Origin of the sequence: Bifidobacterium sp. SO1, from assembly GCF_018555335.1 — a bacterium.
GTDB classification, from domain to species: Bacteria; Actinomycetota; Actinomycetes; order Actinomycetales; family Bifidobacteriaceae; genus Bifidobacterium; species Bifidobacterium simiiventris.
Genome location: NZ_JAFEJR010000001.1, coordinates 494,320 through 519,840, shown reverse-complemented (window position 1 = coordinate 519,840; position 25,521 = coordinate 494,320). Strand labels below are relative to the sequence as shown.

At 63.3% G+C, this 25,521-nt stretch carries 17 protein-coding genes, 1 tRNA gene and 1 pseudogene; 16 read left to right on the top strand and 3 right to left on the bottom strand.

Annotation, left to right across the window (positions count from 1 at the left end; genetic code table 11):
- Positions 1 to 466: 466 nt before the first annotated feature.
- The 7 genes from JS541_RS02175 (at position 467) to JS541_RS02145 (ending at position 8,752) form a co-directional block, all read left to right on the top strand.
- The gene (locus JS541_RS02175) at positions 467 to 2,803 is read left to right on the top strand and encodes a heavy metal translocating P-type ATPase (RefSeq protein ID WP_214372723.1); all 2,337 of its coding nucleotides are present in this window, start codon (positions 467 to 469) and stop codon (positions 2,801 to 2,803) included.
- Between the two features lie 120 nt (positions 2,804 to 2,923).
- Positions 2,924 to 3,739, top strand: a complete 816-nt coding sequence (locus tag JS541_RS02170; protein WP_214372721.1) for a hypothetical protein — start codon at positions 2,924 to 2,926, stop codon at positions 3,737 to 3,739.
- Positions 3,729 to 4,568 (top strand): Abi family protein, encoded by an 840-nt coding sequence (locus JS541_RS02165; RefSeq protein ID WP_214372719.1) that lies wholly within the window; start codon positions 3,729 to 3,731, stop codon positions 4,566 to 4,568. The genes JS541_RS02170 and JS541_RS02165 overlap by 11 nt, the downstream gene beginning before the upstream one ends.
- Positions 4,569 to 4,617: 49 nt before the next feature.
- Positions 4,618 to 6,069: an FAD-dependent oxidoreductase gene (locus JS541_RS02160; protein ID WP_214372717.1), complete on the top strand. Its 1,452-nt coding sequence runs from the start codon at positions 4,618 to 4,620 to the stop codon at positions 6,067 to 6,069.
- Between the two features lie 254 nt (positions 6,070 to 6,323).
- Positions 6,324 to 7,523, top strand: a complete 1,200-nt coding sequence (locus tag JS541_RS02155) for a serine hydrolase (protein ID WP_214372716.1) — start codon at positions 6,324 to 6,326, stop codon at positions 7,521 to 7,523.
- 153 nt (positions 7,524 to 7,676) lie between these two features.
- Positions 7,677 to 8,633 carry a zinc metalloprotease HtpX gene (htpX, locus tag JS541_RS02150; RefSeq protein ID WP_214372715.1) on the top strand — a complete coding sequence of 319 codons (957 nt, stop codon included), beginning with the start codon at positions 7,677 to 7,679 and terminating at the stop codon, positions 8,631 to 8,633.
- Between the two features lie 45 nt (positions 8,634 to 8,678).
- Positions 8,679 to 8,752 (top strand) — tRNA-Gly (locus tag JS541_RS02145).
- A 329-nt stretch (positions 8,753 to 9,081) separates the two neighbouring features.
- Here the strand turns inward: JS541_RS02145 and JS541_RS02140 are convergent.
- From JS541_RS02140 to JS541_RS02130, 3 genes are all read right to left on the bottom strand, one after another.
- Positions 9,082 to 10,482 carry a polysaccharide deacetylase family protein gene (locus JS541_RS02140; protein ID WP_236036966.1) on the bottom strand — a complete coding sequence of 467 codons (1,401 nt, stop codon included), beginning with the start codon at positions 10,480 to 10,482 and terminating at the stop codon, positions 9,082 to 9,084.
- A 214-nt stretch (positions 10,483 to 10,696) separates the two neighbouring features.
- Entirely contained in the window at positions 10,697 to 11,218 is a 522-nt protein-coding gene (locus JS541_RS02135) for a GNAT family N-acetyltransferase (protein WP_214372714.1), read from the bottom strand.
- Positions 11,219 to 11,275: 57 nt separating this feature from the next.
- Complete coding sequence (locus tag JS541_RS02130; protein WP_214372713.1) at positions 11,276 to 12,109, bottom strand: DUF1684 domain-containing protein; 834 nt, start codon at positions 12,107 to 12,109, stop codon at positions 11,276 to 11,278.
- Positions 12,110 to 12,717: 608 nt separating this feature from the next.
- On the opposite strand from JS541_RS02130, the gene JS541_RS02125 reads away from it, so the two are divergent.
- From JS541_RS02125 to ilvC (JS541_RS02085), 9 genes and pseudogenes are all read left to right on the top strand, one after another.
- Positions 12,718 to 14,004 (top strand): adenylosuccinate synthase, encoded by a 1,287-nt coding sequence (locus JS541_RS02125; RefSeq protein WP_214372712.1) that lies wholly within the window; start codon positions 12,718 to 12,720, stop codon positions 14,002 to 14,004.
- 321 nt (positions 14,005 to 14,325) lie between these two features.
- Positions 14,326 to 15,258 (top strand): CrcB family protein, encoded by a 933-nt coding sequence (locus tag JS541_RS02120; RefSeq protein ID WP_214372781.1) that lies wholly within the window; start codon positions 14,326 to 14,328, stop codon positions 15,256 to 15,258.
- Positions 15,255 to 15,641: a CrcB family protein gene (locus JS541_RS02115; protein ID WP_214372711.1), complete on the top strand. Its 387-nt coding sequence runs from the start codon at positions 15,255 to 15,257 to the stop codon at positions 15,639 to 15,641. Before JS541_RS02120 ends, JS541_RS02115 begins: the two co-directional genes overlap by 4 nt.
- Before the next feature lie 221 nt (positions 15,642 to 15,862).
- Entirely contained in the window at positions 15,863 to 17,014 is a 1,152-nt protein-coding gene (locus JS541_RS02110; protein WP_214372709.1) for a LacI family DNA-binding transcriptional regulator, read from the top strand.
- A 543-nt stretch (positions 17,015 to 17,557) separates the two neighbouring features.
- A pseudogene (locus tag JS541_RS02105) lies at positions 17,558 to 18,880 on the top strand (MFS transporter); the annotation flags it as partial.
- A gap of 236 nt (positions 18,881 to 19,116) precedes the next feature.
- Entirely contained in the window at positions 19,117 to 20,838 is a 1,722-nt protein-coding gene (locus JS541_RS02100; RefSeq protein ID WP_214372707.1) for an MFS transporter, read from the top strand.
- Positions 20,839 to 21,238: 400 nt separating this feature from the next.
- Positions 21,239 to 22,603 (top strand): MFS transporter, encoded by a 1,365-nt coding sequence (locus JS541_RS02095; RefSeq protein WP_214372705.1) that lies wholly within the window; start codon positions 21,239 to 21,241, stop codon positions 22,601 to 22,603.
- Positions 22,604 to 22,878: 275 nt separating this feature from the next.
- Positions 22,879 to 23,931, top strand: coding sequence for a ketol-acid reductoisomerase (gene ilvC, locus JS541_RS02090; protein WP_152359041.1), 1,053 nt, complete (start codon positions 22,879 to 22,881; stop codon positions 23,929 to 23,931).
- Positions 23,932 to 24,414: 483 nt separating this feature from the next.
- The gene (gene ilvC / locus JS541_RS02085; protein ID WP_346428272.1) at positions 24,415 to 25,500 is read left to right on the top strand and encodes a ketol-acid reductoisomerase; all 1,086 of its coding nucleotides are present in this window, start codon (positions 24,415 to 24,417) and stop codon (positions 25,498 to 25,500) included.
- The last annotated feature ends 21 nt before the right edge of the window (positions 25,501 to 25,521 follow it).

Here is a 25,521-nt window from a genome sequence, read left to right as displayed (position 1 = left end):
AGCCTGAATCAATCGATCCGGCCCGTCTGAACGGCCGTAAGTCAACAGTAACGTGATGGTTCTGTTGACTTACGGCCGTTTTTCGTATGGGAGGCGGCCGTAAGTCAACATGATCACGATGCTGATGTTGAGTTACGGTCTTTTTTGCGTGTGCGGACGGTCGTAAGTCAACAGGAGTGTGGCGATCGTGTTGACTTACGGTCGTTTTGGATGACGGGCTCGGGCGGATGCCGACGGAGTCGGGTGCCGGTGAAGTCGCGGGGCTCCGGCATGATGAGAAGCGATAACTGAAGATGTCATTTTTACGCCGTGTATCGGATGATCGCGCCGGGCTCCGCAGTGGAGCGGGCAACGTCGCCGGTGGGTTAACAAGGCGTGACCGAACTGCCGATCGAGGCCGGTCACGCGTCTGCATACCCGCGTCGCCGCCGCGATCGACTCCGTATGCGAGCGTAAGGAGCGTGTGATGAGTGCACTCATCAGTGTTTTTCCCAGATTCTTCCAAGCTGTGCTGCGCATCTGTCGAATGGTGCCGATGCTACCGATTGTGATCGTGGCGGCGATTCCGTTGGCGTTGCTGGGCGAGTGGCGGCCGGTTGGGCTGTCGTTTGTCCGGCTGTCTGTACTGGGCGATCCCGGCGTGGGACAGTGGTTGATCATCGCGCTGGTATTGATCGTTGTGTTCGACACCGTGCGCGGCATGATCGACGATATCCGGCACGGTCAGGTCGGAGTGGATCTACTTGCGGTCGTGGCGATCCTGTCCACCGTGGCGGTGCGCGAGTATTGGGCGAGCTGGGCGGTCATGCTGATGATCGCGTCCGGCGAAGCGATCGAGGAATACGCGCAGGCGAAGGCCGAACACAGCCTGACCGCGCTGATGCAGGCCGCGCCGCAGACCGCGCATGTGGTCGCGCTGCCGGGCGTGGGACGCGGCGACGGGACAGCGGCTGGTGACGGGGACGGAATGCGGCCGGTCGTGTCCGATGACGGATTCCGGCGAGTGAACGAGTCGTCGGGGGATTCCGATGCCTCGGTCGCGCGGCATCTGCGCACCGTGCCGGTCGATCAGGTGCGCGTAGGCGACGTTCTTGTGGTCCTGCCGGGTGAAACCGTGCCGGTCGACGGCGAACTCATGTCCGTGTCGGCTACGCTCGACTTGAGCGCCATCAACGGCGAGCCGGTGCCGCGCGAGGTGTTCGCGGGTGCGCGCGTCATGTCGGGAGCGGTCAACGGTGCGACCGCGATCACCATGCGCGTTACTGCGGTGGCCGCCGATTCACAGTACCAGCGCATCCTGTCTCTCGTATCCTCCGCGCAGGAATCCCGTCCGGCCGTCGTGCGGACCGCCGACCGGCTGGCCGTCCCGTTCACGGTGCTGTCGCTGGTGATCGCGGGCGTTGCGTGGGCGGTGTCAGGCGTGCCGACCCGGTTCGCGCAGGTGCTGGTGCTGGCCACGCCGTGCCCGCTGCTCATCGCCGCGCCGGTCGCGTACATTGCCGGAACCGGGCGGCTCGCGGCGGCCGGTGTGCTCATCAAGACTCAGGATGTGCTCGAACGGCTCGGGCAGGTCACGCAGGTGTTCTTCGACAAAACCGGCACGCTCACGGTCAAGCAGCCGCAGGTCGTGCGTGTGGAGATGTTGCCGGGACTCGAGACGCGGTTGGACGAGGATCACGTGCTCATGATGGCCGGCGTGGTGGAAGGATATTCGGTACACATTCTCTCGCGTGGCATCGCGGCGGCCGGCGAGGCGGCGATGAGGCGGTTGCGGGCGCGGTTTGCGGACGGGCAGCGGGACTGCCCGGACCCCGGGGCGGACGCGTTCGGCCATGGGCGGGATTTGCCGGTCGTGAAGGAGGTTCGGGAGGACGCTGGGCGCGGCGTATCCGGATTGGTGAACGGGCACGCGGTGCGAGTCGGCCGACTGTCGTTCGCGAACGCCCGAGACGACGGATTCCAGCCGGTTGCGGCGGATGATCGTGTTGTGGCGTCCCGGAGGCAGGCGATCGAGCACGAGACGACGGTCGTCGGTGATTCGTCGCGCGACGACGTGGCGATTCGTACGAGGTTCGGCATGCTGGCCCCGGATGAGATGGCGTCGTATGTGTCGATTGACGGGCAGCTGATCGCGCGTATCGTGCTGCGTGACGTGCCGCGTGCGAACGCCCGTGAGGCGTTGGCGCGTCTGCATTCGCTGGGCGTGAGCCGGCTCATTATGCTGACCGGTGACAAGCGGGCTTCCGCTGAGATCATCGCCCGCGAAGTCGGCATCGACGAGGTGCACGCCGAACTGTTCCCGGAGGACAAGGTTGCGGCAGTGCGGGATGCGGGCGGAGCTGCGGAACGTGCCCAGAGCGTTCGGAATGATATGAACGACGCGGGCCTGTCTCATGGTGGGAACAGGAAGTCCGAGCATGACGGTTCCGGCCGGACGCAACGTGGCCGGGCCGCGCGTCCGATCACGATGATGGTGGGCGACGGCGTGAACGACGCGCCCGTCCTCGCCGTCGCAGACATCGGCGTGGCCATGACTGATGGCACGTCCACCGCCGCCTCCCAATCCGCGCAGGTCGTCATCATGAACGATCGTCTCGCCGCCGTGCCGCAAGCCATCGCCATTGCCCGCCGTACCAAGCGCGTCATGCTCCAAGCCGTGCTCCTTGGTCTGGGTCTTGCCCTCATCGGCATGCTCGCCGCCGCCTTCAACCTCATCCCGGTCGTCGTCGGCGCTTTCCTCCAAGAAGTCATCGACGTCGTCTCCATCCTCTGGGCCCTCACCGCCCTCCTGGACCGGGACTGATTTTTGGAGGAAATAGCCCGGGTGTGGGCTCTTACGATCCCTTTGGACGGATTTTTCCGCCTTTGAGTGTATTATTGTGCCCATTCGATATGTCAGTGAAGATCAGACGGAGGAAATCCCATGCCTCAAATAACGGATTATGCAGGTGCCGCTAAGACAGATGGTCGTCTGGCTTATCCGTCTATACCGCTTGGCACAGCTCTTCAGATTAATCGTCAGATAATGAGTGAGTGTAAGCATGACTATATTGATGGAACCATCAACAATGCAAAGATAGCTCGAATACTCAAGCAAAAGTCCACAAGTGGTTCTTTTAAAGGGAAAGTATACGCGCTGAACAAATATGGACTGAGCATTCGGGAAGGCCAGTTGAACCGTGTTACAGCGCTTGGCCAACGTCTTGCTGAGCAGGCGTTGCCTCAGGATATATTTACGGCCTTCAGGAGTTATGTGCCATTTGATGAGCTATACAGGCGTTTGGAAAAGAACCACGTGATCGAGATAGCGGCTTTAGAAGAAGAGGTGGCTCGATGTCATCGTTTCGATGCGGGGAAGACGAAAGAATTCAGCCGTGTATTTCTGAAAAGCCTAGAAGCAACTGGCAAGCTGGAACGAATCAAAAATACTGAGATCTGCATACTTCCGGATGAAGAAGAATCGATAAAAACCGATGCGGGTGCGATATTGGATACAGACGTTAATGGATTAACAGAAATGACGGTCGGACAAGATGCTCCGGTATTGGAGTCCTTGGTTGGTTTTAACGGAATGGCGGAGGAACAGACACAGTTAACTGTTGCGAAGATTCCGGCGGGGGAAATCCGGTTAGTTGTTGCTCAAGGGGCCTCTTATGCTGATATTGGAGAGGCTGTGATGTCTTTACTTCAGCTGTCAGGGAAGCTGAACAAGGAAAGTTCCAACAAGCATGTTCGATGAAAAACAAGCGGCCTCCGAGGAGGCCGCCGACGTAGAGCGCTCCAGCCTAACGCCGAAGCTGCCGTTCCAGGATAGCACCGATCATTCGCCTGAGGAAATGCCGACAGCTGAATTACTATTAAGCAGACCGCGACTTCAGCCTTATCTGGATGCGGCGGAAGGGAAACTTGACGACGCTGTTTCCCTGTACCGGTGGAATCAAGAGTTCATCAGTGTAGTGCTCAAACATAGTTCCGATGTGGAAATGGCCGTGAGGAATGCGATGGATCGGCAGCTGCGGCACTTGTCTCGGAACCGATACAACATGCCCGATTGGATCGGAATCGAAGATAACTCCACGCCGGACGAGATCTATTCGGTGCTGGGCAAAGGCATTCGCGATGCCCGTGTCCATGCCAAGACAGAGGCTCACCAACGGCCGAAAGACCATCCTCGTTTTGGTGTGCGGCCAACGCGGGATGATGTTTTAGCTCAATTGACTTTTGGGACTTGGGATATTCTGCTCGGGTCGAACATCTCCGTGCGGGAAACCACGTCAGTTCCGCAACTATTGTGGGCTGAAGGATTATGTGAGGCTTTTCCTGGAATGTCGGCTGACGACCTAGCTCGTCGGCACTTGAGTCTTAAACTCAAGCGTATTCGGACTCTTCGCAACCGTGCGGCGCACGGTGAGAATCTTTTACGCGTGGAGCCAGAAAGACGACTCACGGATATGCTGTCGATATTGTCGGTGATCAATCCGGGATTTCCGCAGTGGTCGATGCAGCATAGCAGGTATCGTGCCGTGGCCAAAAAGCGTCCCCGATTTCCATTGCAAGGAAAAGTGTAGACTAAATCGCCTCTTCCGCGATTCGGCGGCTTGCGATAGGCTGGGACGCGTGACTGAAACTGTGAATACCGAACTTCGTATTGCTGTGATCGGCGCTGGCCCGGCCGGCGTCTACTCCTCCGACATCTTCCTGCGCCAGCTCAAGAAGCTGGGCGAGGAACTCGGCCTTGGCACCAAGGCCCGCATCGACCTGTTCGAGAAGCTGCCCGTGCCGTTCGGCCTGGTCCGCTACGGCGTGGCTCCCGACCACCCGTCCATCAAGTTCATTGCCGACGCGCTTGAGAAGACGCTCGACAACCCCGACATCCACCTCTACTGCGACGTGGAGTTCGGCAAGGACGTGACGCTCGACGAGCTGCTGGAACGCTATGACGCGGTCCTGTTCGCCACCGGCGCGGTTAAGGACAAGCCGCTCGGTCTGCCGGGCGCGGACCTCGACGGCGTGTACGGTGCGGCCAAGTTCGTCGAGTGGTACGACGGCTACCCGACCGGCGCTCGCGAATGGCCGCTGACGGCCGAGAACGTGGCCGTGATCGGCGGCGGCAACGTCGCGATGGACGTGGCCCGCGAGCTCATGCGCAACGCGGACGACCTCAAGGCCAAGACCGACATTCCGGACAACGTGTACGAGGGCATCCAGCGCAACAAGGCGAAAACCCTCCACCTGTTCATCCGCCGCGGCGTCGCGCAGGCGAAGTTCAGCGTGCAGGAGCTGCGCGAGATGGAGAAGCTGCCCGGCGTGCAGCTCATCATCAACGAGGACGACTTCGAGCTGGACGACGACACCATCGAGGTCGCCGGCAAGGACAAGCTCACCCGCCAGATGGTCGAGGAGCTGTTCGCGATCCGCGAGATGGCCGAGGACATGGAGGACGACGGCGACGTCGACTTCGAGGGCAACCCGGCCGACCGCAAGTACTACATCCACTTCAACTCTGCCCCGACCGAGGTGCTCGGCGAGGACGGCAAGGTGACCGCGATCCGTGTCGAGCGCACCGAAACCGGCGCCGACGGCAAGATGCACCGCACCGGCGAGTTCACCGACTACCCGGTCGAGGCCGTGTACCACGCGATCGGCTACAAGCCGGCCGAAGCGCCCGGCATCGTGTACGACGAGAAGGGCGCGCACCTGGCCAACGCGAACGGCGACGGCCGCATCACCACCGCCGCGGACGGCGGCGAGGTGCGCGAGCGCCTGTACGCGACCGGTTGGGCCAAGCGCGGTCCAGTCGGCCTGATCGGCTCGACCAAGTCCGACGCGCTGATGATCGTGACCAACATGCTCGAGGATCTCGCCAAGGCCGCGGAAGGCGGCCGCGTGGCCGCCGACCGTGATCCCGAGTCGATCGACCGACTGCTGGAAAGCCGCGGCATCAAGCCGATCGACTTCGCCGGCTGGAAGAAGGTCGACGCGTTCGAGCGCGCGGAAGGCGCGAAGGAAGGACGCGAGCACAAGAAGGTCATCGACCCGGATCAGATGCGCGAACTCGCGCACGCCTGATCGTGCGGCCGGTCACGGCCGTGCATGACGGATGAACGACGACGGAGGACGGTCCCTGCGCTCTGCGGGGCCGTCCTCCGTGGTTTTTCGGGCCAAGCGGACGAGGAGGGCGGGCGTACGGATCGCCGGCGCGTCACGGTGCGCCGCGATCCGTGCATTCACCGACTTCCCAGACCGCTTCCAGCAAACGCGGCATGGTGGCCGCGTATATTGGGCACCGCAACCAACCTGTACCAGATGTTCCGGGAAGTGCCATGCCGAATCGCAATCGTTTTCAGCGTCCGACCGCGCCGCGTGGCCGGGGCGATCGTCCCGGCCGGTTCCGTCGCGCGATGCATACGTGGGCGTCCAATCTTGCGCAATCTCCCGTGTACCGTCGCCGGCTCGTCGGCGTCGTCTGCGCGACGCTTGCGGTATCGGTCGCCGCATATGGCAGCGTGCGGTATGTTTGGCACGACGCGGCGGACGAATCCGAAGCCGTTGCTTCCGCGACCGACGAAGCCCGGCAGCAGGGGACGGTCGATTCCACCGAATCGTCCGTATCCGCGCACAGTGAGCCCACGCCGACCGAAACCGTGTTGGCGGGCATCGGCCAGATCGACGGCGCCGCGCAGATCTCCACGGCTGGGTTCACGCTCGATCCGGAAACGCAGGTGCAGCTGGAGAATGAGCTGAATACGTTCGCGTCATATGGATATGGCGTCTCGTTCGTGATGGTCGACGTGGCGTCCGGCAAGACGCTCGCCTCGTACTCGGGCACGGAGAGGTATTCCGCGTCCGCGATCAAGGGGCCGTATGTGCTGTCTCTGGCCGAGACGGGAACGATCGACCTCAATGCGGTGTATGCGGCCGAAACCGACGCCGACGCGACGACGCAATACCTGATCGACCAGGCGATCACCGTGTCCGACAACGACGCGTACAAGGAACTGCACGACACGTACGGTTCGGATGCGTTCGCGCGATGGTCGGCGGCTGCGAACGTTGGCGTGGATGTGACGCAGGGCGCGTATCTGAATATGGCTGCGGCCGATCTTGCTCGGATGTGGGCTGCGGGATATGGGTACCTGTTCGGTTCGGACGATGCGGCGGCCGATGACACGACCGGCGGCACGGGCAATGGTGCGACGGCTGCGAACAGTGCGACCGACAACACCACCCAGACCGCGGCCGACCTCGACTCCGCCGCACGCCAATGGCTGGCAGGCGAGTTCTCCGGCACGCTTAACTCCACGATCAGCATGGCGCTCGGCGGCCAGTACTCCGTCTACACCAAGGCCGGCTGGATCAACGGCGAGGGCGACTACTACGCGCTCAACGACGCCGGCATCGTGCGCTCCGGCTCCGGCGACTACATACTGGCCGTGATGACCAGCGCTGCCGACGAATACGATCTCGTGACCGGCCTGATTTCCATGCTCGACACGATCCATTCCGCCGCCATGACCGCGTGATTCGTGCGCGAACCGGCGCGCGCCGCCGTCCAGCGGATCGTCCGCAGGAGCGCGCGGCGGCGCACGGAAGCGCCGTTACGCTTGCGGCTAATCGCCCTGCAATATCCGGCAATCTCCAGCCAACATCCAGATAGTGAATTTACTGTGAGGATCATGAACGGCAAATTGCGAGTGCACGGCCATTACAACGGCCTGAAAACGACACTGCTTTTCGCCCTGATGTGGGCGGTGATCATGCTGATCTGGTGGGCCACCGGCGGCCGCCGCAGCACGCTCAGCGTATATATTCTTATCGGTCTGGCCACCACGTTCTGCTCCTACTGGTTCTCCGACAAACTCGCTATCGCCTCGATGCGCGCCCGTGAGGTCTCCGAAGCCGAAGCCCCCGCGCTGTACCGCATCGTGCGCGAGCTGAGTGCGAAGGCCGGCAAGCCGATGCCGCGCATCTACATCGCGCCGACCATGAGCCCGAACGCCTTCGCCACCGGCCGCAACGAACGCCACGCGGCGGTCTGCTGCACGCAAGGCATCCTGCAGATGCTCAACGAGCGCGAGATCCGCGGCGTGCTCGGCCACGAGCTCATGCACGTCTACAACCGCGACATCCTGACGTCCGCGATCGCGTCTGCGATGGCCACGGTGATCACGTACCTCGGCTATTCGCTGATGTATCTCGGCGGCGGCTCGCGCGACGATCGTGACGGCGATTCAGGCGGTGCGCTCGGTCTGATCGGCGTGCTGCTGTGCTCGATTCTCGCGCCGATCGGCGCGTCGCTGATCCAGATGGCGATCTCGCGTACGCGCGAATACGATGCCGACGAAGACGGTAGCGTGCTGACCGGCGATCCGGAGGCGCTTGCGTCCGCGCTCAACAAGATCTCGACCGGCGCACAGATGAATCCGATGCCACAGACCGCGGGCACGCAGTCGGTGGCTGCGATGATGATCGCGAATCCGTTCTCCGCACAAGGTCTGTCGAAGATGTTCTCCACGCATCCGCCGACCGAACAGCGCATCGCGCGGCTCATGCAGATGGCCCAGGAGATGCGCGCCCAGCAGGCCGGTTTCGTGAGCGGCGGAACCGATTACGGTGCACAGATCCGGTACTAGTCATCTGCTACACTAATCACTTGTGTCTCGCGCAGGCGAGGCGATGCGAATGTAGTTCATCGGTAGAACGACAGCTTCCCAAGCTGTAGAGGCGGGTTCGACTCCCGTCATTCGCTCCACTGAGAACCGTTGGAATTCCAACGGTTCTCTTGGTTTCTGGCTGCATAGATGACGCAGTATGACAACACACAGGGCCACGAGGCGTGGGGTGCCCGCCCAGTCGTGGTAGCCTCCCGGGCATACGGCCGGTTTGGGGTGTGGAACAGGCCGTATGCCCGGGAAGTGACCGGGATGACATCCCGGGTAGGCATTGTTCCCGGGCATGCGGCCGGTTTTTGCCCGGGAGACGGACGTAAGCCCGGGAGGCGTCTTGCAAGTCGATATGGCTCCCGGGCATACGGCCGGTTTCGGGTGCGGAAACGGCCGTATGCCCGGGAGATATCCGCGCTCACCGCCCGCTGAGCTTGATGAGCTGGTCGATGGTGGCGAACTCGTATCCGGCCTTGCGCAGGTCGTCGATGATCTGCGGCAACGCCTCGACGGTCTGCGAACGATCGCCGCCGCCGTCATGCATGAGCACGATCGCGCCGTTGTGCGCGCCGTTCAGCACCGCGTCGTGGATCGCGTCCGCGCCGGGCAGCTTCCAATCCTCGGTATCGATGTCCCACAGCACATTCACGCTGATCAGATCGCTGGCCGCCGCCCACTGCTTCACCCCGAACGCGCCGTACGGCGAGCGGAACACCTTCGTACTCACACCCGATGCGGCCTTGATATTCGCGAACCCGTCCGTGATATCGGTCCGCATCTCGGACTCGCTCAAATCGGGCATGTTCGGATGCGTGTTGCTGTGGCTCGCCACCTGATGCCCCTCGGCCACCATGCGCTTCTCTGCGGCCGGCCATGCCAGCGCCTGCTCGCCGAGGTCGAAGAACGTGGCTTTCGCCTTCTTCTCCTTGAGTACGTCGAGCACCTTGTCGCTGTACTGGCTCGGCCCGTCGTCGAAGGTCAGCGCGATCACCTTGCGTCCGGCCGGGTTCGGGTTGAACGAATCGACCACGAGATCGACCGGCTGCTCGATCACACCCTTATCGACTTCGATGCCGGACTTCGAGCCGACCCAGACCTCGCGTGTGCCGTTCTTGCCGGCCTGCTTGAATCGTTGGATGACGCCGGTCAGGTTGACCTTGTCGGTGTCGTATGTGACCGTGTCGTGACGCACGGTGTGCGATTCGGTCACGTCGGCGCCGTCCGCGACCGTGATGTCGGCGTGTTCGGGAACCGTGATCTGCGAACGTTCGCCAACCGGAATCTCCTGACCGCCGATCGTGACGGAGATCGGCTTGCCGCCGGTCTCGTCGATCACCGAGCCGTCGATCGCCAGCAGACGTCCCGGCTTATGCCCGAAAGAACCGTTGTTCTCCAGTAGCACATCTACGGTCGCGCCGATATGCGTGCGAACGTTCTCGCTGCCGGTGCCGCTGTCCACGGTCACGTCGATCGGCCGCCAACGCGTGTCCCACATCCACCACGTCGCCCCGCCGCCCGAAACCAGCAGCGCCGCGACGAGCACGCCGACCAGCACGCGCAGCCACGTTCTCGAACGGCGAGGATTGTTCGGATTCCCGCCGTTGCCCGCGTCGAAATCGTCCATCGTGGAGTACGGGATGCGCGACGGCCGCGCGGCCCCCGCAAACGACAGCTCCTCGATCGGCTCCCGCGATCGCTCGGGTGTGAATGACTGTGGTCGTGCGGAATTGCGTTTCGGCGGAAACGACTGCGGCTGCGATGCGTCGCCGTCGCCGCGCTGCCGGTTCGCCTGCTGATCTGGCGGTTGCGGAACGGTCATGATGCCCCCTTGCCTCGGTCGACGCGGTCCGGTTGACACGGCGTCGGTCGGTGCCGTCACGAGTCGGTACCGACCGTGCGGATCACGTCACCATTATCCCGCGCGTCGCTGGGACGCACGCATACGACATGCGGTCGGCATTGCCAAGCCGAGGGCGATCGCAGGGAGACGCAGATGATCGCATTGCCCATCGGCGCAATGCCGTCCGCGCAATTCAGACCAAATTGATCCAGTAACGGCGTACGTCAGGGAATCCGGGGTGCGGCACGACGGCTTCGAGCACGCCGTGATTCCTTTCGATCACCTTCGCCGAGGCGACGTTCGTCTGGTTGCAGGTGACCAGTATGCGCGGGAATCCCAGTTCTCGCGCCTTGAACAGGGTGAGCCGCAGGATCTCGTGCGCGTATCCGCGGCCGCGGTCGGACGGGCGTACGCTATAGCCGATCCGGCCGGCGAAATGATCGATGAAATCGTTCGGTTCCAGACGGATGTCGGAGATGCCGACGATATGCGGCCTGCCATCCGACGGATTGTCGGCCGCGTCCACTGCCAGAAACACCTGCTCCCGGACCTTGCCGTAATGCGGCGGATAGTCGCCGGCGAGCCAGCGCCCGTAGTCCTCGGCATGTTCCAGTCCGACGCCTCCGCTGATGCGCTCGCCTCGATCGATGAATTCCCTGCGGAACTCCATCACCGCCTGCTCGGTGCCGGCGTCCGGTGATATAAGCTTGAGCATGATCCCGCCTTTCGTAAGTGCGTTTCGTGAGTACGGACGATACCGTTCGTGCGCCGGCTACAGGCGCTCGTAGGGAATCTTGTCGCCGGCGGTCACGGCCGCGGGCAGCGTGTTCTCCAGCGGAGGCATCTCGCAGGTGCAGAAATCCGTGTACGCGCAGAAGTAGTGCGTCGCGCGGTTGAAATCGATTTCGGTGACTTTCGCGGGATCGGTGATCGGGAATCGCAGGATACGCCCGCCGCCGTAGGTCTCCTTGCCGGACGTGGCGTCGCGGAAGATCACCAGACCCTGGCCGTGCGTGTTGGCCTGGAACACCTTCAACGCATAGTCCTTGCCGTCGATGGTGACGGTGAGCTCGCCGACCACCTTCTCGATATGCTGCAGGTTCGCCATGGATGCGCCCACCGTTTCGGTGTAGGACCGGTCGAACGGCTTATAGGACGCCGGCACCACCCACGCGCGGCTTGGCGCGTAGTACGGGGTGCTGCGGAAGTTGCGGCGCAGCGGGGAGTTGGGGTCGCGTACGCGCACCGCATACTTGTTGAGACCGCCGACGCGTTTGATGAGTTCGGCCTGAAGGTCGCCGAAGTCGATCTTCACCACGTTGGCGTCCTCGTCGCCGGGCACCGTGAAGATGCGTGGACTGGAGAGCTTGAGCAGGTTGATCTTGACGATGCTGCCGTCCTCGGGCGTGTAGGTGACGGTGTTGCCTTCGGCCAGCCAGGTTCCGGGGAAGTTGTCGAGTCGGCGTTCGACGCCGTCCTCGAGCCAGTCGATGCTGACGATGGACAGGAACCCGAGCGGCGCATTGACCGCGTCGTCCTTCTCCTTGTGCCATGTCTCGAACTCGTTCGCGAATTCCTGATCGGTGAGGGTGTCGGCTGAAACCATGATGGTCCTTTCGGCGGAGATTGATGGGGATGGGTGATGGGCGGAACGAATGATGCGACTGCGCCGATCACCTGATCGGTTGGCCGGCGGGGTCCCCAACTACTCGTCCGTCGGCTGTTCCACACCATACCAAGCGAAATTCGTCGTCGGTTTACATCGATATATGTTTTCTTTATAGGCCACTATCGGATGGTGCTGTCATGCGCGAAGGAGCTAACGATAATCCCTGTAATTCACCTTCTGTTCAGACCGGTATTCGAACATATGACCGCGTATAAGAATTACCGATAATCCATGCGGATGTCGTCTGTGACGAGGCGCATATAGTGGGGCGCGTCGATCGGGTCACGCCGGTTCGGTCCATCATCGGTGCCAATGAAGTCGGGCACGTGCACGAACACACCTTGCGAAACGGCCATGTGAAAGTAACGGACGCGACAACATTCCGGTCTGGTGAACGCGGGCGGCTCCCGATGCCCTTGCGCGGGCGGGCCGGGGCGCCGAGAGGCTCAATGCTCCGTCCGCAGCGCGGGCCGTTTACACGGCGGGTAGAGGCGATAGGGTAACCTGTTCGTCGGCAGAATAAGGCGATGTGGCGGAGGTACGTTATGGCTGGAATCGTGTTGATCGGCGCTCAGTGGGGCGACGAGGGCAAGGGCAAGGCGACCGACCTGATCGGAACGAAGGTCGATTATGTCGCTCGTTTCAACGGTGGCAACAACGCGGGGCACAGCGTGGTCGTCGGCAACGAGTCCTACGCGCTGCACTTGCTGCCGTCCGGCATCATCAGCCCGAACGTTACCCCGGTGATCGGCAACGGCGTCGTCGTCGATCCTGAAGTCCTGTTCGAAGAGATCGACGGCCTGCAGTCGCGCGGCGTCGACTGCTCGCGCCTGCTCGTCTCCGAGGCGGCGCACGTCATCGCGCCGTACCACCGCGTGCTCGACAAGGTCACCGAACGCTTCCTCGGCAAGCACAAGATCGGCACCACCGGCCGCGGCATCGGCCCGGCCTACGCCGACAAGATCAACCGCGTCGGCATCCGTGTGCACGACCTGTTCAACGCCGACCACCTGCACGACAAGGTCGAGGCCAGCCTGCACCAGAAGAACCAGATCCTGGTCAAGCTGTACAACCGCCGCGCCATCGACGTCGACCAGACCACCGACGAACTGCTCGCGCTCGGCGAGCGTTTGAAGCCGTACGTCGCCAACACCGGGCTCATTCTGAACAAGGCGCTTGACGAGGGCAAGACCGTCCTGTTCGAGGGCGCGCAGGCCACCATGCTCGACGTGGACCACGGCACGTACCCGTTCGTCACGTCCTCCAACCCGACCGCGGGCGGCGCGTGCACCGGCACCGGCGTCGGCCCAACCAAGATCAACCGCGTGATCGGCGTCTCCAAGGCGTACGTGACCCGCGTGGGCGAAGGCCCGTTCCCGACCGAACTGTTCGACGAGTCCGGCGACTGGCTGCGCGCGCAGGGCCACGAGTACGGCGTGACGACCGGCCGTCCGCGCCGCTGCGGCTGGTTCGATGCGGTCGTCAACCGTTACGCGAGCCAGGTCAACGGCCTGACCGACATCGTCCTGACCAAGCTGGACGTGCTCACCGGCCTCAAGGAGATCCCGATCTGCGTCGCGTACGACGTGGACGGCGAGCGGTACGACGACATGCCGACCGACCAGGCCGCGTTCGCCGCCGCGAAGCCGATCTACGAGACGATGCCGGGCTGGAGCGAGGACATCTCCGCCGTCCACTCGTTCGAGGACCTGCCGGCGACCTGCCAGGCGTATGTCAAGCGTCTCGAGGAGCTGTCGAACTGCCGCATCTCCGCGATCGGCACCGGTCCGCAGCGCGATCACATCATCTCCGTGCACTCGCTGATTGACTGATTCGTATCTGATTGACGATATGACCGGCCGGCTCCGTTGATGGTGCGGCCGGTCGCATCGTTCGTAGTACTTGAGGATTGAGAGGAAGCCGTGACCGACGAGGAACTGCCGTCGCTTGAGATGCCGATTTTCAAGCCGGTCATGCCCGCAGACAAGGAGGGGGACAAGATCGAGGATCTGTCCCCGTCCGATCGACCGGACGAAGACAACTCTTCCTTATCATTTCGACCGAGCGAAGCGAGCGGAGAGATTTCTCCCGCCGTCACCACGTCCGACCCGGAAGCAAGATTTCTCGACTCCGGCCTGCGGCCTTCGCTCGACATGACAGAAGACGAAGGCGCCTCGCAGTCCGCTGTGGACGAGGCGGCGGACGACGCGTCCGCAATCTCCGCAGCCGCCGAATCCGCCCCCACGACCCAGGAATTCGCGTCGACCCGCGTCAACGCGTCCTCCGGCCATCCCATCGTTTCGATTCTCGGCAAGGGACAGCCCGCGCCCCCGCAGATCCCGCTCGCCCCGATGAAGCGCATGCAGGCCCGTTTCAATCCGCTTGCGGACGGCATGCTGTACCTCGTCGTCTTCCTCGGCGGGTTCGTCGGCACCGGCATGCGCTACGGGCTGAACCTGCTGCTGCCGAATCCGGCCGCGCCGAGCGGTTTCTTCCACGCGTTCCATCCGGCCACGTTCATCGCGAACATGTGCGCGTGCTTCATCTTCGCCGCGCTCAGCGCCTACATGTCGCAGGCGTCGTGGATCCGCAAGCGCGCCCGTGAGCTGACCAGCCGCGGCGTCGGCATGGGCATGTGCGGCGGCTTCTCGACCCTGTCCGCGATGGCCATCGAGGACCTGACCTCGATCCACAACACGCAAATCGGCGGCTTCCTCTTCTACACGCTCGTGAGTTTCGCGTGCGGTCTGCTCGTGGCGTGGATCGGTACGAAACTGGCGTTGCGCATGGCCGCCAAGCGTGCGGTCAGGGCGATACACGAGCAGATGGCATTGGGCGACGGCTCGCATATCGCGCGATCCAGCGCGCCGGGCGGCGACTACGGCCAGCCGACGGGAGACCTGCCTGATGGTGTAGGCCCGGTAAGGACTGCCGAAGGACATGCGTCCGCCGGCGATGCGCAGACGGCCGCGGGAGCGGGCGGTGAGGACGAGATCGCGTTCGTGCCGTCCTTCGAACCCGACCCGGTGACCGATGAGATCGCCATGGTCGCCGATCCGGTGCGAGGGGAGGCTCACGCACGATGACCCCGATAACGACTTTTCTGCTGGTCGCCGTTTGCGGCGGCGTCGGAGCGGTGACGCGCTTCGTGCTCAATACGTCCATCCAACGCATGTGGAACAACGCGTTCCCGCTGTCCACGTTCATCATCAACGTCATCGCCACGTTCTGCGCGGGCATCGCGGCGGCCGCCTACGCGTATCAGACCGTCGACCACGGTACGTATCTGCTGTTCGTCACCGGCTTCCTCGGCGGTTTCTCGACGTTCTCCACCGCTATCAACGAGATGGTGTCGCTGGCCCGCAAGGAGCGGTTCGGCATGGCGGCGCTGTACTGCGCGCTGACGATCATCGTGCCGCTGCTGTGCGTTGCCGCCGGCTGGTTCTGCATCGCGGCCTCGCAGGCGTGACATCCGTTCGGGCGTCCGTCGTCGGCTGTACCTGAGTGCCTGAATTCACGGTGCATCATCGGCGGCGAGGACGGTGCTGCACTATCAGCCAATATCGGCCAGACCGCGCCACGGATAGCGAACCGGTTCGATTCGATCGAGTAGAATATTCGTGGAGTGTACCGAGGCGGTCCCGAGGTCGGGGAACCGCGCGAGATTTCGATGCGGAAAGGCGGTGTGCCGTGGTAGGCATGCGTGACGTGGCCAAGAAGGCGGGGGTGTCCCTGAGCACGGTGTCGCTGGTGGTCAACGGCACCGGATACGTGTCCGACGACATGCGCGAGCGCGTCACCGAGGCGATGCAGTCGCTCAACTACATCCCCAACGAGCTGGCCCGCAACCTGTACCGCGACCGCACGAACATGATCGGCGTGATCGTGCCGACCATCCGTCACCCGTTCTTCGCCACGTTCACGTCCGTGCTGCAGCGTGAGTTCTCCAAACGCGGCCTGCGTACGATGCTGTGCTCGACCTCCGACTCCGACAAGGGCGAGTCCGAATACGTCGACATGCTGCGCAGGCACATGATGGACGGTCTGGTCATGGCCTCGCATACCGCGCATCCGTCCGACTACTGGACGTCGATCGGCCGACCGGTCGTCGCGTTCGACCGGTACCTCGGCCCGGGCATCCCGGCGGTCGGCTCGGACCACGAGCAGGGCGGGCGCATGATCGCCGAACAGCTCATCCGATCCGGCGCGAAGCACGTCGTGATGATTGGCGGGCCGCGCTCGCAGTTCCACGATCTCGCGGCGGGCGGTGCGGACACCGTGGGGGACGGCGTGCGGGACACGACCTTCCCGACTGTCCGGTACTACCTGACGCTGGAGCGCGAGCTGACCGCGGCCAGCGTGCGCTGCGACTACGTGGAGGTCGGTGAAGTCAGTGATTTCGAGGGGTATGCGGTGGCCGCGTGGCATGTGGTCGACTGGTTTGCGATGACCGACGACGCGCGGGACGACACGGCTGCCGGCGAGTCCGGCGATGGTGATCGGGAGAGGGGCCGTGCCCGCGGCGAAGGCGCGGTGGACGCGATCGTCAGTTCGGATCTGGGCGCGGCGTATGCGGTGCAGGCCGCGTTGCGTTGCGGTCTTCGCGTGCCGGACGACGTGCAGATCATCGCGTACGACGGTACGTATATGGCCGGTGCTGCGGGCATCCGGCTGACTGCGGTGCGTCAGGATTTCGATGCGATCGCTACGGCCGTCGCCGACCGCATGATCGGTCTGATCGAGCAGGAAAGCGGCGATGGGGCGGCTGATGCTGCCGGCATGGTCGGCGCTACGTCCGATCTGATCCCGCTGAGCCTGCACATCGGCGATACCACGCGCTGACCGTTTTCCTCCCGGGCTTACGGCCGGTTCCGGGGTGTAAACCGGCCGTATGCCCGGAAGGGTGTGCGGATTCTGGGCTGCGTCCCGGGCATACGGCCGTTTGCGGTGCGGGAAATGGCCGTAAGCCCGGGAAGGTGTGTGGTTTCCGGTTCGGTTCCCCGGGCTTACGGCCGGTTGTGACGTGGAAACCGGCCGTAAGCCCGGGAGGAGTGTATGCCTGAGTGGACTGTAAGCCCGGGCGGGGTGTATGCCCGGAGGGTGTGTTGGTTTCCGGCCCCGGGCTTACGGCCGTTTGCGGGGGCTGGAACGGCCGTAAGCCCGGGAGCGGAGGGGCGTTACAGGTAGGAATGCGCGGGAAGGTGTCCGGGAAGAAGCGGCGGCGTGTCGAACCTGTTCGAGTTTGACCGAGTCGAACCGGTTCGATACAATATAAGCCGTGCGGCGAGGACGGCGAGCGACGTGATGTGACTCCCAACCAAACCCCAGACAATCGCAAACAACGCAGTTATCAACGTAGTTATCAAAAAGGGGATAATTATGGCGAGCACAGCAGTCGTGCACGATCCGGCGGTATCCGCCGACGGTCACCGTCCAACCAAAGCAGAAGTCGTCCGTCTCGGCGTCGGCTTCACCGTCTCCGCGGTCGCCTGCGCCATCCCGTGGGTCGCGCTGAGCTCCATCATCCTGCCGGCCGTGCTCGAAGGCATCGATCCGGCCACCAAGGAACCGATGCTCGGCCTCATCAACGGCATCGGCTCGTTCGTCGCCCTGCTGGCGAACATCGTCTTCGGCACGTTCTCCGACCTGACCCGCTCGCGCTTCGGCAAGCGCACGCCGTGGATCATCGCCGGCGGCATCGTGACCGGCCTGTCGATCGGCGCGATCGCATTCGTCCATACGCATGTCCTGATCATCCTGCTGTGGAGCCTTGCCCAGCTCGGCTACAACATGATGCTCGCCCCGTACGTCGCCACTATGTCCGATCGCGTGCCCGACCAGTACCGCGGCGCCGTCGCCGGATTCTACGGTGCCGGCATCGTGGCCGGACAGACCATCGGTTCGTTCGTCGGTGCGCAGCTGCTCAGGAACGGCGACGCCGGCATCTTCACCGGCTGGATGATGGGCCTGGTCATCTTCGGCCTGTGCGGCATCGTCGTCGTGATCATCTAGCCACGTGAGAAGGCGAATCAGGACGAGGCCCGCGAGGCCGTCACCGCCAAGTCCGTGCTGCTCAGCTTCCGTCCGCCGAAGAACGCGCCGGACTTCTACTACGCGCTCGCCGGCCGCACCCTGATGATGGGCGGCTACTGGATGATCAACACCTACCAGCTGTTCATCGCGCAGGACTACGTCTTCGCCGGCGACCCCGACTCCAAGAACAAGGCCGCGTCCGTCATCGTCACGATGTCTCTCATCACGCTCGTCGTCTCGCTGGTCTCCGCCGTGTTCGCCGGCCCGCTTACCGACAAGCTCGGCATGCGCAAGCTGCCGGTCGCGCTCGCCAGCTGCCTGTTCGCCCTCGGTGCGCTCATGCCGTTGCTGTTCCGCTCCGAAATGGGCATGTACCTGTTCGCGGGCATCGCCGGTCTCGGCTACGGCACCTACAACGCGATCGACCAGGCGCTCAACGTGTCCGTACTGCCGAACCCGGAGGAGGCCGGCAAGGATCTGGGCATCCTGAACCTCGCCAACACGCTGTCCACCGTGATCGGCACCGCGATGACCTCGCTCATCGTCGTGATCGTCAAGTCCGTGCTCGGCGTGACCCAGACCCCGCCGGCCGCGTACTCGGTGGTGTTCATCGTCGCGATCGTGATCGTGCTGATCGCCGCCTGGCTCATCATGCGCATCAAGAACGTGAAGTAGTCCGTCGATCCTTCCTTTCCTCTCATCCATCCAGTAAGTGGGTGTTTGCCTACCGCGAAAAGGCCGAATTACGGCTTCCGTGGTAGGTGAACACCCACTTTTTCGCATACTTGGTCGGATTCGGACGATCCGGTGGGGAAGGTCGAACCGATCGGTTCCGATCATGCTGTATCCGCTGACCATTACCATATCTGCGTAGAGAGAATCACGTAGATACAGGGAGAGGTGGCCGAACCATGACCGACAGTCAGTCCAATCCGCAATCCGCAAGCCAGACGCCGCAACCGCCGCAAGAACCGCAGACCCCGCCGCAGCCCAAGCCGCTGCCCGGCCAGATCTACATCCGCCCCGGCATCGACGACCGCCCGGACCTCGACAAGGCGCTCACCCCCGAAGACAAGAAGGCCATCGCGCGTCTCGCCGTCCGCATCGAACGCGAAAAGCCCGACGACTCCGCCGCCCACGCCGAGACGCAGGCCGTGCGCATGTCCACCGCCGGCTCGCCCGCCGTCGCAACCGCTGTCGCGCCCACGCCGATCGCTGACGCGTCGTCCGCCTTCCTCGACATGCGCGACCCGATGGTCGCCGCCGATGGCACCAAGCCGAGCAAGCCGGCGGTCCACCGTCTCACCGCCGCCTTTACGCTCGCCGCGCTGCTGCGCACCCTGCCGTGGGCGATGCTCAACGTGGTTGCCCTGCCGGCCCTCATCGACCGTCTGTACGGCAGCCCGTTTGGCCACCGTGCCGCGACCGGTGCTGCGGCTGTGGAATCCGCCCACATCGCCGGCATCGCCCCGCTGCCATGGCTCGCTCTGATCGTCGCCCTCGGCTCGATCGTCGGTCTGCTGGCCAACGTGGTCATCGGCGTCCACTCCGACCACACGCGTACCGCGATCGGCCGCCGCACCCCATGGATCATCGCCGGAGGCCTGCTCAGCGCCCTGTTCGTGCTGCCGCTCGGCGCGCTCGGTTCCGCCGGCGCCCTGCTGTTCTTCTGGCTGCTGCTGCAGATCACCTACGCCATGCTCGCCGCGCCGCTCGCCGCCGCATTCGGCGAACGACTGCCCGACAAGTTCCGCGAACATGCGATGCGCTGGCGTGGCGTCGGCCTCATGGTCGGCCAGATGGTCGGCGTTGCGCTCGGCGCGGGCGGTCTCGCGCTCGACGGCGAGCTGCCGTTCGGTCTGACCTCGCTCACGTTCATCCTGTGCGCCGCCGTGACGCTGCTCGTGTGGCCGAAGGAAGGCTCGAGCGAGTCGATCGCGTCCGTCAAGTTCAACTCCCGTCCGGCGCTCGCCGCGATGTTCAAGCTGCCGGCCGGCGACGAGAACGCCGCGTTCCGCCGCGCGTACTTCGCCCGCATCTGCATGATGACCGGCGTCGGCCTGATGACCGTGTTCCAGTGGATGATCGTGCGGCACTACGTGCTCGCCGCTTGGCTGATGGATGCGCGTTCGGCCGCGACGTCCACGCCGGCGATCCTGCCGGTGTGCATTGCGATGATGATGATCGCGGTCGGCGCGTTCGTCGGCGCGGCGGTCGCGGCCGCTTGGTCCGAGCGACTCAGCGAGTGGTGCGAGGGGAAGAACGTGGACACGCGCGTCGTCGTGATCGTGGCGTGCGCGGTGTACGCGGCGGCGATCGTGCTCCCGCTCGTACTGGGCATTCTGCTGGCACCGGCGGTCATCAACGTGGGACTGTTCGTGTACGGTCTGCTGACCGGGTTCTCGTTCGGTCTGTACGACGTGTTCAACCAGGATATCGTCGCCGAGTCGATCCCCGATCCGCGCGACAACGCGCGCTATCTCGCCGTGCTCAACGTGGCGAACACGTACGGCACGGTGATCGCGTGCTGCCTTGGCGTGCTCGCCGTGATGTCGGCCGGTTACGTCGCGCTGCTGGTGGTTGCGATCGTCGCTGTGCTCGCTGCCGCCGCGCTCACGCCCAAGGCCGCGTGAGACCTGGTCACATAGTGAACATGCGCTGGTTCGTCGCGGCGGCCGCTCCTATCGTGTGGAACCAGTCGAGCACACAGCTCGGTGGTTTCGTTCGATACCGAAAGGAGGTTCGCCGCGATGACTGGATACACTGCAATGACCGTTGAGTCCAATAGCAACGCTCTGCTGTCCGCACGAATTATTATTCCGTCTTCGTTGGCGGACTGATTCGGCATACAGCTTGAAGCCCCGCCAACGAAGGCAGGGCGCAAGCGAGAAGTCGCGATCTTTGCAATAAGCCCTGCCTGAACGGCGGGGCTTTTTTGATACGCCCCACAAGGTCACCGGTCAAATCACAAGCAGCAAGCGAACGCAATCACATACGACGTAACGAACAACACACAGACTACAGGAGCATCACATGCCAGCAGTGGAATCCACGACGGGCAACGCCGTGGCCGGCAAGCTGAAATCCGCCGCACGCGACTCGGTCAAAACCGTCATCGCAGCCTCGATGGTCGGCACGGCCATCGAATTCTACGACTTCTACGCCTACGGCACCGCCGCGGCGAACTACTTCCCTCACATCTTCTTCTCCGACAAGACCAACCCGACCGTCGCCATGCTGGCGAGCTTCCTCACGTTCGCGATCGCGTTCATCGCCCGCCCGCTCGGCTCGCTCGTCTTCGGCCACTTCGGCGACCGACTCGGCCGCAAGGCCACGCTGGTGGTGTCCTTGATGACGATGGGCGTCGGCACGTTCCTGATCGGCTGCCTGCCGACGTACAAGACGGCCGGCGTGGGTGCGGTCGCGATGCTGTGCCTGCTGCGATTCGTGCAGGGCGTCGGCCTCGGCGGCGAATGGTCGGGCGCGGCGCTCGTCGCCACCGAGAACGCGCCGGAAGACAAGCGCGCGCTGTACGGCTCGTTCCCGGAGCTGGGTGCGCCGATCGGATTCTTCCTGTCGAACGGCACGTACTTCGTGCTCGAGTCGTTCAACGATTCCGATGCGATGCTCGCATGGGGCTGGCGTGTGCCGTTCCTGCTGAGCGCGGTGCTCGTGGTCGTCGGACTCGTTGTGCGCGTGCAGATGGAGGAGACGCCGATCTTCCGCATGGCCCAGGAGAAGCAGCAGGTCGTTAAGGCCCCGGTCGTGGAGGTGTTCAAGAAGTCGTGGAAGCAGGTGCTGCAGGCGACGTTCCTCGTGGCCGTCACGTACACGCTGTTCTACACGCTTGCCACCTGGTCGCTTGCGTGGGGTACGAAGACCGGTGCCGAGGGCGGCGGTGATCTCGGATTCACCAATCAGGAGTATCTGCTCATGCTGATGATCGCGATCTGCGTGTTCGCCGCGTTCATCGTGATCTCCTGCGTGAACGCCGACAAGTTCGGCCGTCGTCGCGTGATCGTGACCTCGTCGGTGCTGCTCGTCGTGTTCGCGCTGCTGTTCCCGTTCCTGCTCAACGGCCAGGTCGTCGGCCAGCGCAACTTCTTCGCCAACATGGTGTTCCTGTGCGTCGGCTTCGCGCTGATGGGTACTGCGTTTGGGCCGATCGGCGCGTTCCTGCCGGAACTGTTCGATGCGAACGTGCGTTACTCCGGCTCTGGCATCGGCTACAACCTCGCCGCGATCGTCGGCGCGGCGTTCGTGCCGACCATCGCCACGTGGCTGTCGTCCCACTGGGGCGTGCACTCCGTGGGCCTGTACCTCGGCGTGATGGCCGTGTGCTGCCTCGTCGCGGTGCTGTCCTGCAAGGAAACCAAGAACGTCGATTTTACCAAGTAAAAAGCGAGCGAAGCGAGCCTCGGCCTCCTCGGCCGAGGGAGCCGAGGCTCCGTATCATCGCCGCCTCCTCAATCTGCGCAAAAGTTACCACTCAAACCAATCATTCAATATTTGGACGTGACCATTCACGCCAACCCCTACCGGACTAGAACAGTGCGGCAGGAGACGATGACTTTCCCCTACGGGACACAATCCCAACGTCGAAAGCCTTACCAATCTCACCGATTGTCGGGCGACTTACCAACGCCCACAAGCAACATAAAGGAGTGCCTATCATGGCAGCAACTATCTGGTACGAAAAGGACGCCGATCTCTCCGTGTTCGATGGCAAGAAGGTCGCCATCCTCGGTTACGGCTCGCAGGGCCACGCTCACGCGCTGAACCTGCGTGACTCGGGTGTCGACGTGGTCGTCGGCCTGCGTCCTACCTCCAAGTCTGTGGAGTTCGCCAAGGAGCAGGGCCTCGAGGTCAAGCCGGTGCCGGAAGCGGTCGCCGAGGCCGACGTCGTGATGATCCTGCTGCCTGACCAGTACCAGGCCAAGGTCTACAAGGAGGACGTCGAGCCGAACCTGAAGCCGGGTGCCGCGCTGGCGTTCGCCCACGGTTTCAACATCCACTACGGCTACATTAAGCCGTCGGCCGATCACCCGGTGTTCATGGTTGCCCCGAAGGGCCCGGGCCACATCGTTCGTCGTGAGTACGCCGCTGGTCGTGGTGTCCCGGTCGTCGTGGCCGTCGAGCAGGATCCGGATGGCAAGACCTGGCCGCTGTGCCTCGCCTACGCCAAGGCTCTGGGCGCGCTGCGCGCCGGCGCCATCAAGACGACCTTCACCGAGGAGACCGAGACCGATCTGTTCGGCGAGCAGGACGTGCTGATGGGCGGCATCAACCACCTGTGCGACATGGGCTTCGACGTGCTGACCGAGGCCGGCTACCAGCCGGAGATCGCCTACTTCGAGGTGTTCCACGAGCTGAAGATGCTGGTCGACCTCGCCAACGAGGGTGGTCTGAACAAGGCCCGTTGGTCCTGCTCCGACACCGCCCAGTACGGTGACTACACCTCCACGGTCATTACCGAGGAGACCAAGAAGCGCATGGAGTACCAGCTCAAGCGCATTCAGGACGGCTCCTTCGCCAAGGAGTTCATGGATGATCAGGCCGCCGGCGCTCCGAAGTTCAAGAAGCTGCAGGAGGAGTACTCGCACCCGCACCTCGAGACCGTCGGCCCGAAGCTGCGCGCCATGTTCTCCTGGAACAACGGCCCGGCCAAGGATCAGGACGAGGCCGAGTCCTTCAACGGCAAGATCGCTCGTACCCAGGTTCAGTGACTTCCTGCCGCTAGGCACAAGTAGTCGATAATCAGCGACTCACATAGCAGCCGTCGACTCCCGTTCGTTCGGGAGCGGCGGCTGTTTGCGTTTGACGTTCGGCGCTCATCGTTGCAAACCGTCACTATGTTCGAGTGATTACGATGTCGCCGCGTACATAGTGACGTTTCGGGGTGCGGAACTGTCACTATGTACGAGTTGCTGTACCGATCGCTCGAACACAGTGACGGTATATTGCAGTCGTGACGTCGATGATGACGAGATGGTCGTGATGTCCACGTTTGGAACGTGACGTGGCTCACGTTGTGGACGATGACCGGATGGCGATGCGGTTATCGGTAGGATGGGGAGCAGTTCCGAGGACAAAATCCTCACGCTTGAGACCGTCCGGGCCAGCCGCCCGGACACCCAAACGCGCAGAATGATGTACACAACACATAATGCGCAACCACAACAACACCGTGTGCCGCGCCGCGTCCTCGTGTGCGGCGGCACGCAAGTACAAGGAGTGCTTACATGGCTGCACAAATCTGGTATGAGAACGATGGCGATCTGTCCGTGCTCGAAGGCAAGAAGGTCGCGATCATCGGTTACGGCTCGCAGGGCCACGCCCACGCGCTGAACCTGCGCGATTCCGGCGTCGACGTGGTCGTCGGCCTGCGTCCTACCTCCAAGTCGGTCGAGTTCGCCAAGGAGCAGGGCCTCGAAGTGAAGTCCGTTCCGGAGGCCGCCGCCGAGGCCGACGTCATCATGATCCTGGCTCCCGACCAGTACCAGCGCACCATCTGGGCCAACGACATCGAGCCCAACATCAAGCCGGGCGCGGCCGTCGCGTTCGCCCACGGTTTCAACATCCACTACGGCTACATCAAGCCGTCGGCCGATCACCCGGTGTTCATGGTCGCGCCGAAGGGCCCGGGCCACATCGTGCGTCGTGAGTACGCCGCCGGCCGTGGTGTCCCGGTGGTCGTGGCCGTCGAGCAGGATCCGCGCGGCGACGGCTGGGCGCTGACCCTGGCCTACGCGAAGGCTCTGGGCGCCCTGCGCGCCGGCGCCATCAAGACCACCTTCAAGGAGGAGACCGAGACCGATCTCTTCGGCGAGCAGAACGTCCTCATGGGCGGCGTGAACAAGCTCGTCGAGATGGGCTTCGAGGTCCTCACCGACGCCGGCTACCAGCCGGAGATCGCCTACTTCGAGGTCTGCCACGAGCTGAAGATGCTCGTCGACCTGATGAACGAGGGTGGTCTGAACAAGGCCCGTTGGTCCTGCTCCGACACCGCCCAGTACGGCGACTACACCAACACCGTCATTAACGAGGACTGCCGCAAGCGCATGGAGTACCACCTCAAGCGCATCCAGGACGGCTCCTTCGCCAAGGAGTTCATCGACGATCAGGATGCCGGCGCCCCGCACTTCAAGGAGCTGCAGGAGAAGTACTCCAACGAGCGCATCGAGACCGTCGGTCCGAAGCTGCGCGCCATGTTCTCCTGGAACAAGGATGGCGTGAAGGACGCCGACGAGGCCAACTCCTTCACCGGCAAGATCGCCCGCGCCCAGGTGCAGTGACCACTCGGCAGACAGATAAAG